The following is a 14,471-nucleotide window of genomic DNA, read 5'->3' as shown; positions in this document are numbered from 1 at the left end:
GAGGTCCGAAAGTTGCTGTGTGACTGCCGAAAGCAGCGTTCGGAGAGCTGAACAGATGACGGTTCACGATCGGACCCTCTCTGCAGTCCGCGAGCGCGCGTACTCGACGTAGTCGGCTCGTAGGCGGAATACACCCGCTGCAGCGACCAGGACGATGGAGGCCACAGTGGTGGCGAGGAACCAGATGTGCCCGGCATCGGTGCCGTTTCCGAGTCCGTGTACCAATGCGAGCGGCCACAGCGCATACGTGGCCCAGTGGACCGCCCGGAACACGCGAGCGCCCAATCGGCGACGGAGCACGCTGGTGGCGACGACCACCAGCAACAGGTCGAAGGCCAGTGTTCCCAGACCCAGCCAGACCGGGCGATAGTCGCCGACGAACGGAACGACCAAGTCCACCAGTTTCAGTTGTGCGTAGGGGTCCGCCAGCAGGGTGACCATGTGGAGCAACACCAACAGCGTCCCGAAGAGCGCTGTGGTTCGGTGCACCTCCAGCACCCCGAACCTCGGAAGCGTCAGAATCGGTCGGCCGGACCGAGTCGCGATGCCCAGGACCACCGAAAGCGTCATGAACACCGACGCCGTGACCCCGGTCCCCCGCCCGAGCGCCCACAATGCCTGGTCCACTACGCCGCCACCTCCGCGGAGTCGGGCCAGCCGCCCAGCGTCCGCACCCACCCGCCGGAATCCACCAGGCGCGCGGGAAGCCCTAGTTGTGCAAGGTAATTCGCTCCCGACGCCCCTCGGACGATGCAGGCGGTGCTGGCGGTGTTGGCTTCGACGCAGGAATGGGCGGCCACGCTCACGGTCTGCCAGTTGCCGTGCGCAGGACGGCCGCTGCGTGGATCGACGATGTGGTGGACGGTGGCGCCGTTCTGGCTCCACCGCCGTTTCCTCGTGCTCGACGTCGCGACCGCACCACCCGCGGGCAAGGCGATCCGACAGGCCGGCGCATCGTCCCCGTCCTGCACCAGGATCTGCCAATCGCCCTGCGGCCCGTCACCCGCCGTCGCGATGTCGCCACCCAGGCAGACAAGCACCCCCGTTCCGAGGGCGGTCGCGACCATGCGCGCGCAATCATCGGCGGCCAGTGCTTTCGCGGTGGCTCCCAGGTCGAGCCGGATTCCGGCAGGAAGCGTCAGCGTTCGATCGTGCAGGATCACCTGCGTCCACGACGGGGCCGGTACGAAGGTGGCCGGCGCAGGAAGATCGCGGCCCGCGATTTCGGAGAAGTCGCGGTCGTATCCGAGCCGGAGCAGTGCGGACCCGATCGTCGGGTCCACGTCCCCACCGGTCTCCTCCGCGGCGGTCAGCGCGGTCGACACCAGGCGGGCCAGCAAGGGGCTGACGACCGTGGGACCAGGAGCGCTTTCGACGGCGCGAATCTCCGAATCATCTCGAAATCTGCTGCATGCAAGTTCGATTCGGTGCAGATGCTTGTCGATGATGGTACGGGCGGCATCGAGTCGATCCGGCGCGCATACGACGACGGAGGCGTCGAGGCCCCACACACGCCAATGCGATTCGGCGATGTCGTTCGCCCGCATCACGGGAGAGGCCGAGTGCGCGATCATCACGATCCGCTCGATCGGCCGTGGACACGGCCGGACCCGCTGGTCAACGGCGGGGCGCCCCGGGTAGTCGGGCTTTGGGCCGAACCGGAAGCAGACGCCCCGGGCTCGGTGGCCGAGGTGGACACGACCGGGTCGGATGCCGCGGGATGCGCGTCCGCATAGGCGAGCGCCGTTCCGGCGGCCGTCCCGGCCACACCGAGGGCGACGAGAGTGGCGGTGACGGCTCTGGCTTTGCGGAAACCCTCCTGCGGCGTGGTCATCGAGTAGCCCTTCCGTGCGCTGATCGATCTGTCCATCTCGACAGTCCCGGGCGCTACTGAAACGCGGCTGCACATCCGCTGTGAAGTTGCTGTGTCTCAGAGCCCGGTGGCGATCACCTCACGCCGGCCACCCCGGCCTGCCAAGCAGGTCAGGCGAAATTGAACGGCTCGGGCGCGCTGCGCAGCCCGCCGAGCTGGGCGACCACCGTGTAGCCGCCGGGGGGAACCTGGTTGCGCGGGGCGGTGCAGCCGGGCTCCGAGCTCTTGCCGGACCACTTGACGGTGAACCGTGCCTGGCCGCCGGGCTCGAGGACCTGGACCGCCGGGTCGGCGTTCGGGTAGCAGTCGACGTTGGACCACAGCCGCTTGTTCCCGTCGAGGGTGTACACGAGCGCCTGCTGCATGGCCGAACCCAGGTCGCGTTCGCACTTGGTGGTGCCGATGTTGGTGATCGCGATGGTGAAACTGGGCTCGTCGCCGATCTTGTACTGCGGCTGGTCGGGCGTCGCCTTGATCGCGAGCGACTGGTCGGCGCACTGCGCGGTCGCCGCGTCGGCGCTCGTGGTGCCGGTCGCCGATGTGCCGGTGACCGACGATCCGGTGGTCGACGACGCCGATCCGGCCGCGTTGTCCGACCCGGACGTCGGCTCGCTGGAGGTGCTCGAGTCGGTCAGCTCCGACGTCGCGGCCGCGGCCTCCGACTCCGGAGAGTCGTCGCCACCGCGAACCGACGCGATGATCCACACGACCAGCACGACCACGACGACGATCGCGCCCAGGGCAACGGCGCGCCGACGCCAGTAGATCTCGGGGGGCAACGGTCCGTTCGGTTCAAGCACGTGTCAACCGTAATTCCATGCGACCTGCCCTCGCTTCAGCAATCCCGGCGTGTCGCCCGTTGCCCCCGTCCATTTCGTCTCAGTCCGCCGACTCGCCGACGTCACCGACGACGCTCTGCAGCTTGATGTCTCCGTCGGACAGCTTGTAGGTGACGCCGACGATGGCGCACCGGCCTGCCTCGACCGCCTCGGAGATGATCCGTGACCGCTGCATCAGCAGCGCCCCCGTCTCGACGACGTGTCGGCCTTCGAGTTCGTCGACGGTGGTGAGTCCCTCGCGGCGGCCCATCAGGATCGACGGCGAGACTCGCTCGACGACGTCGCGGATGAAGCCGTTGGGGATGGCCCCATTGTCGAGCGCGTCGAGCGTGGCCTTGACCGCGCCACAGCTGTCGTGGCCGAACACCACGACCAGCGGAACCTTGAGGACCTCGACGGCGTACTCGATCGAGCCGAGGACCGCACTGTCGATCACATGACCGGCGGTGCGGACGACGAACGTGTCGCCGAGGCCCTGGTCGAAGATGATCTCGGCGGCCACACGCGAGTCGCCGCAGCCGAAGATCACGGCCGTCGGATGCTGGGCGTCGACCAGTTTCGCGCGGTCGGCAATACCCTGGCTCGGATGCAGCGGGGTGCCGCTGACGAAACGCTCGTTACCCTGCTTGAGGGCCTTCCAAGCGGAGATCGGGTTGGAATTGGGCATGGGGCAATTGTGCACCCTCCGCCCTCCCTCGTCTCGGTTGGATCGACGACGATCCGTGACGAACGCCCGTGCGGTGCATGAAGAAGGGTGAGAGTTTCGGTGTCTGCGATATCGATGGACAGTTCGGCGCTGCTGCGGTGGTACGGCGAACAGGCCCGGGATCTGCCGTGGCGGCGCGACGGCGTCACGGCCTGGCAGATCCTGATGAGCGAGATCATGCTGCAGCAGACCCCAGTTGTCCGCGTCGCCCCGATCTGGGAGGAATGGGTGCGCCGCTGGCCGGTGCCGTCGCTGATGGCCGCGTCCAGCCAGGCCGACGTCCTGCGCGCGTGGGGCAAGCTCGGATACCCGCGGCGGGCGCTGCGGCTGCACGAGTGCGCGGGTGTCCTGGCCGCCGAGCACGGCGACGAGGTCCCCACCGACGTCGACGTCCTGCTGAGCCTGCCCGGCATCGGCGACTACACCGCCCGGGCGGTCGCGTGCTTCGCCTACGGACAGCGGGTGCCCGTGGTGGACACGAACGTCCGGCGCGTCGTGGCCCGCGCCGTCCACGGCCGGGCCGACCAGGGCAACCCGTCGGCCAAACGCGACATGGCCGACGTCGACGCGCTGCTGCCGCGCACCCGGGAACGCGCGGCGCGGTTCTCGGCGGCGCTGATGGAACTGGGCGCGACGGTGTGCACTGCGCGGACTCCGGACTGCGCGAACTGCCCCCTCCCGCGGTGTGCCTGGGTGGCGGCTGGACGGCCCGCGTTCACCGGCGAGCCCCGCAAGGTGCAGAAGTTCGCGGGTACCGACCGTCAGGTCCGCGGAAAGCTGATGGATGTGCTGCGCGGCAGCGCGCATCCGGTCGAGCGCGCACAACTGGACCTGGTGTGGCTCAGCGACCCGGGCCAGCGGGACCGCGCCCTGGACTCGCTGCTGGTCGACGGGCTGATCGAGCAGACCGAGGACGGACTGTTCGCACTGGCCGGCGAGGGTAACTGACCGGCCCGCGCGAGCTCACTCGAGCGACTTCAGGAACTCCTCGACGGCGTCCCGGTACCGCTCGGGCTGGTCGTCGTGCACGAGATGTCCGGCCTGCGCCACCCACACGTAGCGGGCGCCGTCGTGCCCTTCGAGCATGCGCCGCATCTGTCCCTCGGGGGTGATGGTGAATTCCCCCTCGATCAGCAGCGCGGGAGCGCGCACCGCCTCCCACTGCCGCCAGAAGTCGCGGGTGCCCCACTCCTCCGAGATATCGCGGAACGTCTCGACGTCACCGTGCAGGTACCAGCCATCGGCGCGGCGCTCGAACGACGCCAGGAAGTAGCGGCCCGCGACCTCACCGAAGAACTCGAGCACCGCCTCCTCGGTGGGGAACGGCTGCGGCCACGCGGAAACCATTGCCGCCCAGTCCTTGGCAGTGCGCCCACGGAAGTCCGGCGCCATGTCCTCGAGCACCAGCGCCCGGACCCGCTCGGGATGGGCGGCGGCAAAACACCACGCGTGCAGCGCACCCATCGAGTGACCGATCACGGTCAGCGGCTCGTCGAGCCCGGACAGCGCCGCGGCGAGGTCCGCAACGAACAGTTCGGTCGTCGGATCGCCGTCGATCGGACGCCCGTGCCCGGCCGCGTCGAACGTGTAGACGTGGCCGTGGTCGCGCAGCCACGACACGTGGCGCGACCACGTCCGCGCACTGCCCATCAGCCCGTGCAACAGCAGTATCGGCCGCCCGGTCCCACCCTCGTCGTGCAACACGAGATCGACGGTAGCCGACGCTCGCGATCCCGGGGAGAGCCTGCGTCGCCGGAGTACCCTCGCGTCCATGGCAGTCGTGAAGATCAATGCAATCGAGGTCCCCGAGGGCGCGGGGCCCGAGCTGGAGAAGCGCTTCGCGCACCGTGCACACGCGGTCGAGAACTCCCCCGGATTCCTCGGGTTCCAGCTCCTGCGCCCGGTGAAGGGCGACAACCGCTACTTCGTGGTCACGCAGTGGGAGTCCGACGAGGCGTTCCAGGCGTGGGCGAGCGGCCCGGCCCGCGAGGCGCACGCCGGCGAGCGCGCGAAGCCGGTCGCCACCGGCGCGTCGCTGCTCGAGTTCGAGGTGGTTCTCGACGTGGCAGCGTCGTCCGAGTCCTGATCCACCGCATCCGGTTCGGCCGCACCGGCGGCAATATCGGACATTCCGGTCATGGTGTCGATCGCTCGATTGACACCATGACCTGCATGGTGCCAAAGTTCGCTCGACAGAGCGATGGATCGACGGTAATCCGGTACCACTCCGGAGCGGTCGCGCCACTGTGATCGAGGCCCGTCCTCGAGAGCCAGACACCTCGGCCATCGCATGGACCTAGCGGGACGCGAAATCCCTGGAGGCACCGATGGCAATTGCCTATTCACCCGACAAGTCGGTCGACTCGACCGCTGTCGCACTCATCGCTGCGGCAGTCGTGCTGCTCGCGATGCTCGCGCTCTACCTGGTCGGTTTCGATCAGGGCGCAATCTCCCGCAGCGGCATGTACATGCACGAACTGATGCATGACGGTCGGCACCTGCTGGGCCTGCCGTGCCACTGACGACTATCACCGAAAGCCTCAAAACCCTCCTTCTGCGCGGCCTGCTGGCCGGCCTGATCGCCGGCCTGCTGGGCGGCGTCGTCGCGTTCGCGCTCGGCGAGCCGCACGTGCAGGCGGCCATCGAGATCGAGGAGTCCGCCAACGCACCCGCCGAGCCGGACCACCATGCGGACGGCAGCGGAGCCGCATCTCACGATCACGAGGCCGCGGCCACCGACGACGCGACCGAGGCCGGAGGCCATTCACACGGCGACGACGAACTCGTCAGTCGTACCGGACAGCGATTCGGCCTGTTCCTCGCCACCGGATTCGCCGGCCTGGCGCTCGGCGCGATCTTCTCGGTCGTCGTCCACTACGCACGCCGGTTCACCGCCCTGCCCGGACCGGTCCTCGCCGCGGTGGTGGCCGGATGCGGTTGGCTCGCAATCGAAGCCGTGCCGTTCTTCAAGTACCCCGCCAACCCGCCGGCAGTCGGCGATCCGGACACGATCAACGAGCGGACCCTGCTGTGGCTCGCGTCGGTGATCCTCGGCCTGGTCGCCGTGGCGGCCGCTGTGTACGTGGGACGACTGCTTCGGGACCAGGACTTGGTGTCCGTCCGCGTGATCGGACAGGTCGCCGCCTTCCTCGTGGTGGTAGCCGTGGGCTACATCGCATTGCCCGGGATCAACGAGGTGGGCGAGGACTTCCCCGCCACGCTGCTGTGGCAGTTCCGCATCTCGTCGCTCGCGACCCAGGCAACGCTGTGGCTCGCCCTGGGACTGGGGTACGCGTTCCTGACCGAACGCGCCCAGCGCCGCGTGATCCGCTAGCTCAGATCGCGCACGAATCGTCGGTGCAGCCCTCGGCCTCCCCGCCGAGGGCTGCACTGCTGTCTGCATGTTCCAGAGCCTGACGCAGCAGCTCCGTGAACACGTCCACGGACTGCGCACCCGACACCGCCAGACGACGGTTCGCCACAAAGAACGGCACCCCCGACACCTGGAGCTGCCGGGCGGTCTCGACGTCCGCGCGCACCAGGTCGGCACCGGCGTCGCTCTCCAGCGCCGCGGCCGTCTCCGCGGGGTCCAGACCGGCGCTCGCCGCGATCTCGACCAGGACGGCGCGATCGTCGAGCGCCTTGCCCTCGCTGAAGTACCCCCGGAACAGCCCCTCGAGCAGCTCGTCCCGGTGCTCCCCCGCCAGGTGCAGGAGGCGGTGAGCGTCGAACGTGTTGGCCGCGATGATGGCGTCGACGTCCATGGTCACACCGTCCCCCGCGGCTGTGCGGGCGACGTGCTGGTAGAGCTCCCGCGCCTGCTCGACCGGTACGCCACGACGCTCGCCGACGAGCTCGAGCTGGCTGCGTCGCGCCCCGACCGGGGTGTCGGGGGCGAGCTGATACGACCGCCAGACCACCGAAACCCGTTCACGCTGAGGGAATTCGGCAAGTGCCGCCGCGAATCGCCGCTTGCCGACGTAGCACCACGGGCAGGCGATGTCCGACCACACCTCGATCAGGACGTCGGGGAGTTCGGTTCCGGACTGGGTGCTGGCGTTGCTCTCGATGGTCACAAGGGCATTCGAACACACACCGGCCGAGCGCTCGCTCCGGGCCTCATCCCCGACCGAGATCCTCGCGCAACAACCGCTTGAGCACGTTGCCGGCATGATTGCGCGGCAACCCCCGGGAGATGACGAGCCGCTGCGGTATCTCCAGCGCGCCGACGCCGCGGTCCGCAAGGAACTGCGCGAGCTCCTCGAGGCTGAGCACCGAGCCGGGCCGGCACGACACGACTGCGACGACGCGCTCACCGGAGCGCCCGTCAGGGCAGCCGATGACCGCCGCCTCCACGACGGACGGATGCTCGGAGATCAGCATCTCGAGTTCCATCGATCTGATGGGCACGCCGTCGTGGACGATCAGATCTGCCGCCCGGTCGACGTACCGCAGGTAGCCGTCGTCGGGCCCGTCGATCGCGAACAGCTCTCCGGTCCGGAGGTATCCGTCGGAGTCGAACGGGTCTCGGTCGCGGGCCGGGTTGAGGTAGCCCGCGAACACCGTCGGCCCCTTGACCCGCAACTCACCCACGACACCGTGATCCAGGATCTCCGTGCCGGTCTCACACCGGGCGAGCTTGATCTGCGTGCCGTTGGCGTATCCGGTCCGCGGGTAGAGCAGGGACCGCTGCCCCGACCCCACCCGTGACAGCGGTTCCGCCTGCAGGCTCACGCCCTCGATGGTGCCGAAGTAGCCGACCAGTTCCACGCCGTACCGGTCCTTCCACGCCTGCGCGGTGCCGGGGGCGAGCGGCGCGGATCCGACGCCGATGCGGGTGACCGTCGACAGGTCCACGGCGGGCGCGTCGCGTCGTTCGATCGCGGCGAGTACGGCCGGGCGCCCGGCGGTGTAGGTGACCTTCTCCTCGGCGATCTGGTTCAGGAACACTCCGACGTCGAACGGCTGGTGCTGCACCAGTACGCAACCGACCGACAACCACGGAAGCAGGGTTCCGGTGATCCCGGCTGCGGTCATCATCGGGAAGGGGTTCAGCATGACGTCGTCCGCGGTCAGATGTGCGGCCGCGACGACTATCCTTGCCAGGCTGAGTGATTCGTAATGCGCATGCGGCACACCTTTCGGTGCGCCTCCCGTACCGGCAGTCCAACAGATGGCGATGCAGTCGTTCGGGTCGACGGCATGAGCGGCCGCGTGGGCGGCGACCCGCTCGGCGTCGGCCGACGTCGGAACGGTGTGTCCGATTCGCACGACGCCGTCGGGCACGCCGACGCCGTAGCTGAGCACCGACCGCAGAGTGGGAATCTGCGATCGCGCCGACATCACCCGGGCAGCAGTAGGATTGGACCCGACTCGACCCGCGGTCACGAACGAACTGACGCACGATTCGTTGCACACGTCCACGATCTCGGATTCCGTCGAGTGCACCGGCAGCGGCGACACCATCGCCCCGATCCGCCACGACGCGAGGAACACGACTACCTGTTCGACAGTGTTCGGCAGCTGGACCCCGACGACGTCACCGGCACGCACACCGGCCTCGAGCAGGACCGCCGCGAGCCGATCGACCTCGGCGGCAAGCTCGGCCCAGGTGACCCGACGCGGCAGTCCGTCGACGTACTCGGCCTTGTTGACGGGATCGACGACGGCGAGCTGGGTTCCCCGCTCCCGGACGCGATCGGCGAACAGTTGCTGAACCGTCTCCCGAGTCCACTCCCCCGCGGTGGTGTACTCGTCGATGCGGATCTGCGGGTGAATCTTCAGGCTCCCCATGTGCCCTCCCATACGTAGATCCGACGCCCCGACCGTCGTCACTTCAGTTAGCGGTGTGATCTAGATCACTAGATTTACCATGGATTGTTGCCGCTGCGCGACCCGGTCCTGACAACCAGTCGTCGACGACGTCCGACGAGGTCCCCGAAGACTCGATGGAAATCTCCCTGGCCTGCAGCAATCCGCAACACTCGCCGCACACCAGTCGGGGCGAAAAGGATCCGGCGCACGGCCCGTGGTGGGTCAGGACGGCGCTGCCCTCCGGTGCCCGGAACCACCACTGACCCCACTCGATCATGTGCATCACGACCGGGAAGAAGTCCCGCCCCTTCCCGGTGAGGTGATACGTGACGCGGCCCGGGTGCTCCGGCGCCGGCCGCTCGCTCATCACCCCGAGATCGGTGAAACTACGGAGCCGATCGGCCACGATCGCCGACGAGGCCCCCGTCCAATCGCGGAACTCTCCGAACCTCGTCGCACCGAACGCCGCTGCCCCCATGAGCGCGACCGACCACCGGTTGCCGACCAACTCCATCGTGTGCGGAAACTGCGACGGCCGACGGGGTCCGCTGGTGCGCCGACGACTCGACGCCGCCGGAATGCTGCGCCGGGAACCTCCACTCGGGCCGACGCTGGTCGCGACGTCCTCGAAACCCGCCGGTTCACGACACCGCGCGCACACCATCACCGGTGTGACCTCCGCGCCGCAGGCGACGTGCCGCATCCGCAGCAGTCCGACCCTGCTGTCGGGCGCCCAGCGGCGCTCCCACGACGACATCGTCGCCAGGACGGACCACACCGCCCGGCCGCAGTCCGTCAGCAAATACTCCACCCGCACCGACTCTTGCGGGAAGGCCACCTTCTCGAGCAATCCCACTTCGACGAGGCGTGCAAGCCGGCCCGTCAGAACCGAATTCGAGATCTCGCCGCCCCCGAGCCAATCCCGGTACCGCCGAGTCCCCTGCAACGCCCGACTCAGGATCCACAGGTTCCATTCGTCGCCCAGGACCCCGAAGGCGATCGCGAGCGCATTGTGACCCCCGGGTTCGAGCGCACCACCGTTGCCACGCACGACCAGACTCCCCCCTCGCCACTCGGCGGGGAGTATGGCACAGCGAGTTCGTCGTGCGGGGGCAGTCGAGCGGAATCGAACGGTCGACCGAACGACGCGATCAGACGACGAGTCCGGCCCGGAACGCGCTCAGGGCCGCCTCGACTCGATTGCGCGCGCCGAGCTTGCCGAGGATCGCCGATACGTGCGACTTGACCGTCGTCTCGCTCATGAACAGTCGCCGGCCGATGTCGGCGTTGGACTCCCCCTCGGCCAGCACCGCGAGCACGTCCCGCTCACGGTCGGTGAGGCGGCTCAGGTCCGGGCCGTTCGCTCGGATCGCACCACCCGCTGCAACGATGCGGCGCAACGATTCCGGGCTGAACAACGTGTTCCCAGCCGCAACCACCCGCACCGACTGATGAAACGTGTGCGGAGGCTCGTCCTTACTGAGAAAGCTGTGGGCTCCGGCCGCGACCGACTTGACGACGAGATCGTCGACATCCATCGACGTCATCGCCACGACGCGGGGAGGATTCGGCAACTCCATCAGCATCCGTGTCGCCTCGAGACCGTCGACCCGCTTCATCTTGAGATCCATCAGCACGACGTGCGGGCGAAAGGTCCGCACGGCAGCGAGGACCTCGTCGCCGTCACTCGCGTCACCCACGACCATGATGTCCGGGACGGGCTTGAAGATGTCGGCGACACCTCGCCGTACGAACGGGTCGTCGTCGACTATCAACACGGTTATCGGGCCGGAATCGGTCATAGTGTGGCCAGAATATGCTCTGCCGCCGACAAATCCGGCAAATCAGCCGGACCAGGGAACCCAGCAGTTCACGACGAACTCCGCATCGATGCGTCCGGCTTCGAGCTTCCCGCCGATGTCCCGAGCCTGTTCGGCGAGCCCACGCAGCCCGGTCCGGGATCCGACATCGACCTGAGCGGGCCTGGCGCTCAACAGATTCCGAACCGTTATGTGGATTCCGGTCTCCGGCGCGCCCGTCACCGAGATGGCCACCACCTGATCACTGGCATACTTCTGCGCGTTGGTGAGCGCCTCCTGCACCACCCGGTAGCAGACGTGCCCCGCCAGGATCCCGACGTCGCCGGGGGCGAGGTCCGTGCCGAGCGCACAGTGCATCCCGGCCGCCCTGGCCGACTGAACGAGCGCGGGCACGGCGTCGATCCCTTGATGTCCGACCCGTTCCCGCGGACCGGCCGTGCCTCGCAGGACCCCGACGATCCCCTTGAGGTCGTCCAGCGCCTCGTGCGCCGTCGCCCGGATCTGCGCCGCCGAGTTCGCAACCTTCTCCGGCGACTCGGCGGCGTTGACCTGCAACGCGCCGGCGAACAACGAGATCCGGCTCAAGCTCGCGGCCAACGTGTCGTGCATGTCGCGGGCGATCCGGGTGCGCTCCTCCGCCCGGATCATCTCGTCACGGATCGCGTCCGTCTGCTCGGTGGCGGCGTCACGGCTCTGCTCGGCCAGGGCGAGTTGGCCTCGGGTGCGCGCCCACAGCGCGAGCACCAGCACCAGCCCTACCAGGACCGCCGCGACGAGCCAAGGGATCCACAACGCCACGTCGTACTGCTCCACCACCCCGCTCTCGGGAATCGGCGTCATCGTGAGCACCGAGTACTCCCGCAACCGATGCGCGTCGTAGGTGAGCGAGACCGCGCACGCCACGAACACCGCCACCGCGGCGCCCGCCAACCGGACTCCCCGCGCGACCCGGGTGACCGCGAACAGCGCGATGAGCGCCGCCGTCGCGTCCGTCTCGAACACCAGCGGAGCCAGCAGAGCGACGCCGAGGACCTGCCACGGGTACTGGTGCCGGCGCGTCAGCGCCGCCGCCGCGACCAGCGCAAGGACGAGCCCGATCCAGTGGTTCCAGGCCGGCGTCTTTCCCGAGTTGGCGGCGAGGCCGACCGTCATCAGGGAACAGAAGACGCTGAGTGTGACGGCGCCGACCGTCCAGAGTCGGCGGGAGATCCTGCCGGCAGTCTCGGATTTCACGGACAGAACCGTACGCACGAGCGCCGACAGCCCGACATCCGCCGAACGTCGGACGATGTGCCCGTCCGGACGATCGGGCCGCCCGAAGACCGTCCGAAATGAGGAGCGCGGTCCGACTTCCGGAGGAAGACGACGAGCCCCCGCACGCGGTGTGCTTACGACAGAGCCCGACGCGGGCCCATCACGGACCGCGTCGTCGACATCGAAAGGAACTGTCCGTGAGCACTCCCCAGCAGCCCGCACCCCCGCAGCCGCAGCACCAGCCGCCGGCCGGGAAGAACTGGTTCGCCCGTCACAAGATCCTCACCGGGCTCGGCGCCGTGATCGTCGCGGTCGTCGCGATCACCGCCATCAGCGGCGGCACCGGTGACAAACCGTCGGACGCCGCCCGAGCGGCCGGCGCCACCACCGGCACCGCGGAGACCCCCGCGGACGCCCGGATCGGCAGCCCGGTCCGCGACGGCAAGTTCGAGTTCGTCGTGAACGGCGTCGAGGCGGGGGTTCCGAGCGTCGGTGTCAACGAGTACCTCACCGAGAAGGCACAGGGTCAGTTCGTCCTGGTCCGCATGACCGTGCGCAACATCGGCAACCGCGAGCAGAGCTTCACGACGTCCGCGCAGAAGCTGGTCGACGCGCAGGACCGCCAGTACTCGGTAGACAGCATGGCCACCCTCACACTCGACCAAGGCATTGCGTTCGAACAGATCAACCCCGGCAACTCCGTCGAAGCCACCATCGTCTTCGACGTTCCGCCGGGCACCGTTCCTGCGGTCCTCGAAGTGCACGACTCCGTGTTCTCCCGCGGAGAGTCCATCCTGCTGCAGTAGCAGCGACTCGGCGCGGGTACACCCGTGAGGTTCGGCATCGAGGGGTTGCCGGACCCACGGGTGCTTTCGCAGTTGTGTGAAGTACACAACTGCAGGATCCGAAGGAACCCCGCCGCGTAGCGTCTGAGGTGCGTTCCGGCTCGACGGGGGAGTCGGCCACTCCACGAATCGGGCGGATCGCGGAACATGGCTGTTCGCCGCCCCGACACCCGGCCGCGTCGAGTCCCGCCGCGACTCGCCATGCCGCTCGTCGGCACCCTTCGGAACGGCCGTGTCGGGACGATCTCCGGGAGGAAGCAATGACCCTTGTCCACACCCCCAATCGGGCTGCCGAATCCGCCGGCATCGCCCTTGCCGCGATCGGGGCGGTCGTCCTCGCCCTGCTGGCGCTCTATCTGGTCGGCTTCGACCAGGGCGCCGTCTCGCGCACCGGGATGTACATGCACGAACTGATGCACGACGGCCGCCATCTCCTGGGGCTCCCGTGCCACTGACCGGTTCGCTGAAGAGTCTGCTGCTGCGGGGCATCCTCGCCGGGTTGGTCGCCGGACTCCTCACCGGAGCAGTCGCCTTCGCGCTCGGTGAACCACACGTCGCCGCGGCCATCGCGATCGAGGAATCGGCCCCCACGAGCGAGGCCGCTCCGCACGAGCACGCCGACCCGGCCGCCACAGCCGGGCACTCCCATTCCGACAGCGACGAAGTACTGGTCTCGCGAGATGGGCAGCGGGCCGGTCTGATTCTGGCGACCACGCTGGCGGGCGTCGCCATCGGTGTGATCTTCGGTGTGGTGGCGCATTACGCCCGGCGGCACACCGCCATTGCGGCTCCACTGCCGGCGCTGGGACTGGCCGGCGCGGGGTGGCTGGCTGTCGAGGCTGTGCCGTTCTTCAAGTACCCGGCCAATCCCCCCGCGGTGGGAGATCCGGACACGATCAACCAGCGGACCTGGTACTGGCTGGCCGCGCTGGTCCTCGGACTCGCAGCGGTGGCCGCTGCCGTCTACGTGGCGAAGCTCCTTGCTTCGCAGGGTTATTGGACCGTCCGCCTGGCCGCCTCGGCGGCCACGTTCCTCGCGATCGTGACGGTCGGGTACCTACTGCTGCCGACGGTGAACGAGGTGGGGGAAGACTTTCCCGCCACGCTGCTGTGGCAGTTCCGCATCTCGTCACTTGCCACCCAAGCCACGCTGTGGCTGAGCCTCGGCCTCGCCTACGCCTTCCTCACCGAACGGGCCCAGCGCGCCGGATCACCCTCACAGACCGCCCCCGACACGATGCAGGGCCGGGCACCCACAGCCGGAACAGTTCAACCGTAGGAGGGGTGCTGGCGAGGATTCGGAAAACACTGCGAACAACT

The 14,471-nt window shown here is 68.5% G+C and carries 18 protein-coding genes; 7 read left to right on the top strand and 11 right to left on the bottom strand.

The window, feature by feature from the left end; translation table 11 throughout:
* Window positions 1-63: 63 nt before the first annotated feature.
* The 5 genes from ACQ5DX_RS00440 to ACQ5DX_RS00420 all read right to left on the bottom strand — a co-directional run bounded on the left by ACQ5DX_RS00440 (window position 64) and on the right by ACQ5DX_RS00420 (window position 3,379).
* Window positions 64-627, bottom strand: coding sequence for a ferric reductase-like transmembrane domain-containing protein (locus ACQ5DX_RS00440; RefSeq protein ID WP_430330734.1), 564 nt, complete (start codon window positions 625-627; stop codon window positions 64-66).
* The gene (locus ACQ5DX_RS00435; protein WP_430335507.1) at window positions 627-1,574 is read right to left on the bottom strand and encodes an FAD:protein FMN transferase; all 948 of its coding nucleotides are present in this window, start codon (window positions 1,572-1,574) and stop codon (window positions 627-629) included. The genes ACQ5DX_RS00440 and ACQ5DX_RS00435 overlap by 1 nt, the downstream gene beginning before the upstream one ends.
* On the bottom strand, window positions 1,574-1,870 hold the full coding sequence (locus tag ACQ5DX_RS00430; RefSeq protein WP_430330733.1) for a hypothetical protein: 297 nt from the start codon (window positions 1,868-1,870) through the stop codon (window positions 1,574-1,576). Before ACQ5DX_RS00430 ends, ACQ5DX_RS00435 begins: the two co-directional genes overlap by 1 nt.
* A gap of 113 nt (window positions 1,871-1,983) precedes the next feature.
* A complete protein-coding gene (locus ACQ5DX_RS00425) occupies window positions 1,984-2,673 on the bottom strand; it encodes a hypothetical protein (protein ID WP_430330732.1) in 690 nt (229 codons plus the stop codon).
* Between the two features lie 79 nt (window positions 2,674-2,752).
* Window positions 2,753-3,379: a carbonic anhydrase gene (locus ACQ5DX_RS00420; RefSeq protein WP_430330731.1), complete on the bottom strand. Its 627-nt coding sequence runs from the start codon at window positions 3,377-3,379 to the stop codon at window positions 2,753-2,755.
* A gap of 114 nt (window positions 3,380-3,493) precedes the next feature.
* Between ACQ5DX_RS00420 and ACQ5DX_RS00415 the strand changes: the two genes are divergently transcribed.
* A complete protein-coding gene (locus ACQ5DX_RS00415; protein ID WP_430335506.1) occupies window positions 3,494-4,366 on the top strand; it encodes an A/G-specific adenine glycosylase in 873 nt (290 codons plus the stop codon).
* 15 nt (window positions 4,367-4,381) lie between these two features.
* On the opposite strand, the gene ACQ5DX_RS00410 is transcribed toward ACQ5DX_RS00415, so the two are convergent.
* Window positions 4,382-5,122 carry an alpha/beta fold hydrolase gene (locus ACQ5DX_RS00410; RefSeq protein ID WP_430330730.1) on the bottom strand — a complete coding sequence of 247 codons (741 nt, stop codon included), beginning with the start codon at window positions 5,120-5,122 and terminating at the stop codon, window positions 4,382-4,384.
* A 67-nt stretch (window positions 5,123-5,189) separates the two neighbouring features.
* On the opposite strand from ACQ5DX_RS00410, the gene mhuD reads away from it, so the two are divergent.
* The 3 genes from mhuD to ACQ5DX_RS00395 all read left to right on the top strand — a co-directional run bounded on the left by mhuD (window position 5,190) and on the right by ACQ5DX_RS00395 (window position 6,752).
* The gene (gene mhuD, locus ACQ5DX_RS00405; RefSeq protein WP_430330729.1) at window positions 5,190-5,504 is read left to right on the top strand and encodes a mycobilin-forming heme oxygenase MhuD; all 315 of its coding nucleotides are present in this window, start codon (window positions 5,190-5,192) and stop codon (window positions 5,502-5,504) included.
* Window positions 5,505-5,745: 241 nt separating this feature from the next.
* Entirely contained in the window at window positions 5,746-5,940 is a 195-nt protein-coding gene (locus ACQ5DX_RS00400; protein ID WP_430330728.1) for a CbtB domain-containing protein, read from the top strand.
* Entirely contained in the window at window positions 5,931-6,752 is an 822-nt protein-coding gene (locus tag ACQ5DX_RS00395; protein WP_430330727.1) for a CbtA family protein, read from the top strand. Before ACQ5DX_RS00400 ends, ACQ5DX_RS00395 begins: the two co-directional genes overlap by 10 nt.
* Before the next feature lies 1 nt (window position 6,753).
* Here ACQ5DX_RS00395 and ACQ5DX_RS00390 read toward each other — a convergent pair whose 3' ends face one another.
* The 5 genes from ACQ5DX_RS00390 to ACQ5DX_RS00370 form a co-directional block, all read right to left on the bottom strand.
* Window positions 6,754-7,494 carry a DsbA family oxidoreductase gene (locus ACQ5DX_RS00390; protein WP_430330726.1) on the bottom strand — a complete coding sequence of 247 codons (741 nt, stop codon included), beginning with the start codon at window positions 7,492-7,494 and terminating at the stop codon, window positions 6,754-6,756.
* A gap of 43 nt (window positions 7,495-7,537) precedes the next feature.
* Window positions 7,538-9,211 carry a class I adenylate-forming enzyme family protein gene (locus ACQ5DX_RS00385; RefSeq protein WP_430330725.1) on the bottom strand — a complete coding sequence of 558 codons (1,674 nt, stop codon included), beginning with the start codon at window positions 9,209-9,211 and terminating at the stop codon, window positions 7,538-7,540.
* A gap of 43 nt (window positions 9,212-9,254) precedes the next feature.
* The gene (locus ACQ5DX_RS00380; protein WP_430330724.1) at window positions 9,255-10,283 is read right to left on the bottom strand and encodes a winged helix-turn-helix transcriptional regulator; all 1,029 of its coding nucleotides are present in this window, start codon (window positions 10,281-10,283) and stop codon (window positions 9,255-9,257) included.
* 100 nt (window positions 10,284-10,383) lie between these two features.
* A complete protein-coding gene (locus ACQ5DX_RS00375) occupies window positions 10,384-11,034 on the bottom strand; it encodes a response regulator (protein WP_430330723.1) in 651 nt (216 codons plus the stop codon).
* Window positions 11,035-11,076: 42 nt separating this feature from the next.
* Window positions 11,077-12,285, bottom strand: coding sequence for a sensor histidine kinase (locus ACQ5DX_RS00370; RefSeq protein ID WP_430330722.1), 1,209 nt, complete (start codon window positions 12,283-12,285; stop codon window positions 11,077-11,079).
* Window positions 12,286-12,503: 218 nt separating this feature from the next.
* Between ACQ5DX_RS00370 and ACQ5DX_RS00365 the strand changes: the two genes are divergently transcribed.
* The 3 genes from ACQ5DX_RS00365 to ACQ5DX_RS00355 all read left to right on the top strand — a co-directional run bounded on the left by ACQ5DX_RS00365 (window position 12,504) and on the right by ACQ5DX_RS00355 (window position 14,430).
* Window positions 12,504-13,112 carry a DUF4352 domain-containing protein gene (locus ACQ5DX_RS00365; protein WP_430330721.1) on the top strand — a complete coding sequence of 203 codons (609 nt, stop codon included), beginning with the start codon at window positions 12,504-12,506 and terminating at the stop codon, window positions 13,110-13,112.
* A gap of 299 nt (window positions 13,113-13,411) precedes the next feature.
* On the top strand, window positions 13,412-13,606 hold the full coding sequence (locus ACQ5DX_RS00360; RefSeq protein ID WP_430330720.1) for a CbtB domain-containing protein: 195 nt from the start codon (window positions 13,412-13,414) through the stop codon (window positions 13,604-13,606).
* Window positions 13,597-14,430: a CbtA family protein gene (locus tag ACQ5DX_RS00355; protein ID WP_430330719.1), complete on the top strand. Its 834-nt coding sequence runs from the start codon at window positions 13,597-13,599 to the stop codon at window positions 14,428-14,430. Before ACQ5DX_RS00360 ends, ACQ5DX_RS00355 begins: the two co-directional genes overlap by 10 nt.
* Window positions 14,431-14,471: the final 41 nt, after the last annotated feature.

This window comes from Rhodococcus sp. ACT016 (assembly GCF_050477185.1).
Classification (GTDB): Bacteria; Actinomycetota; Actinomycetes; order Mycobacteriales; family Mycobacteriaceae; genus Prescottella.
Note: the sequence above shows the minus strand (reverse complement) of the source record. Positions and strands in the feature narration are given on the sequence as shown.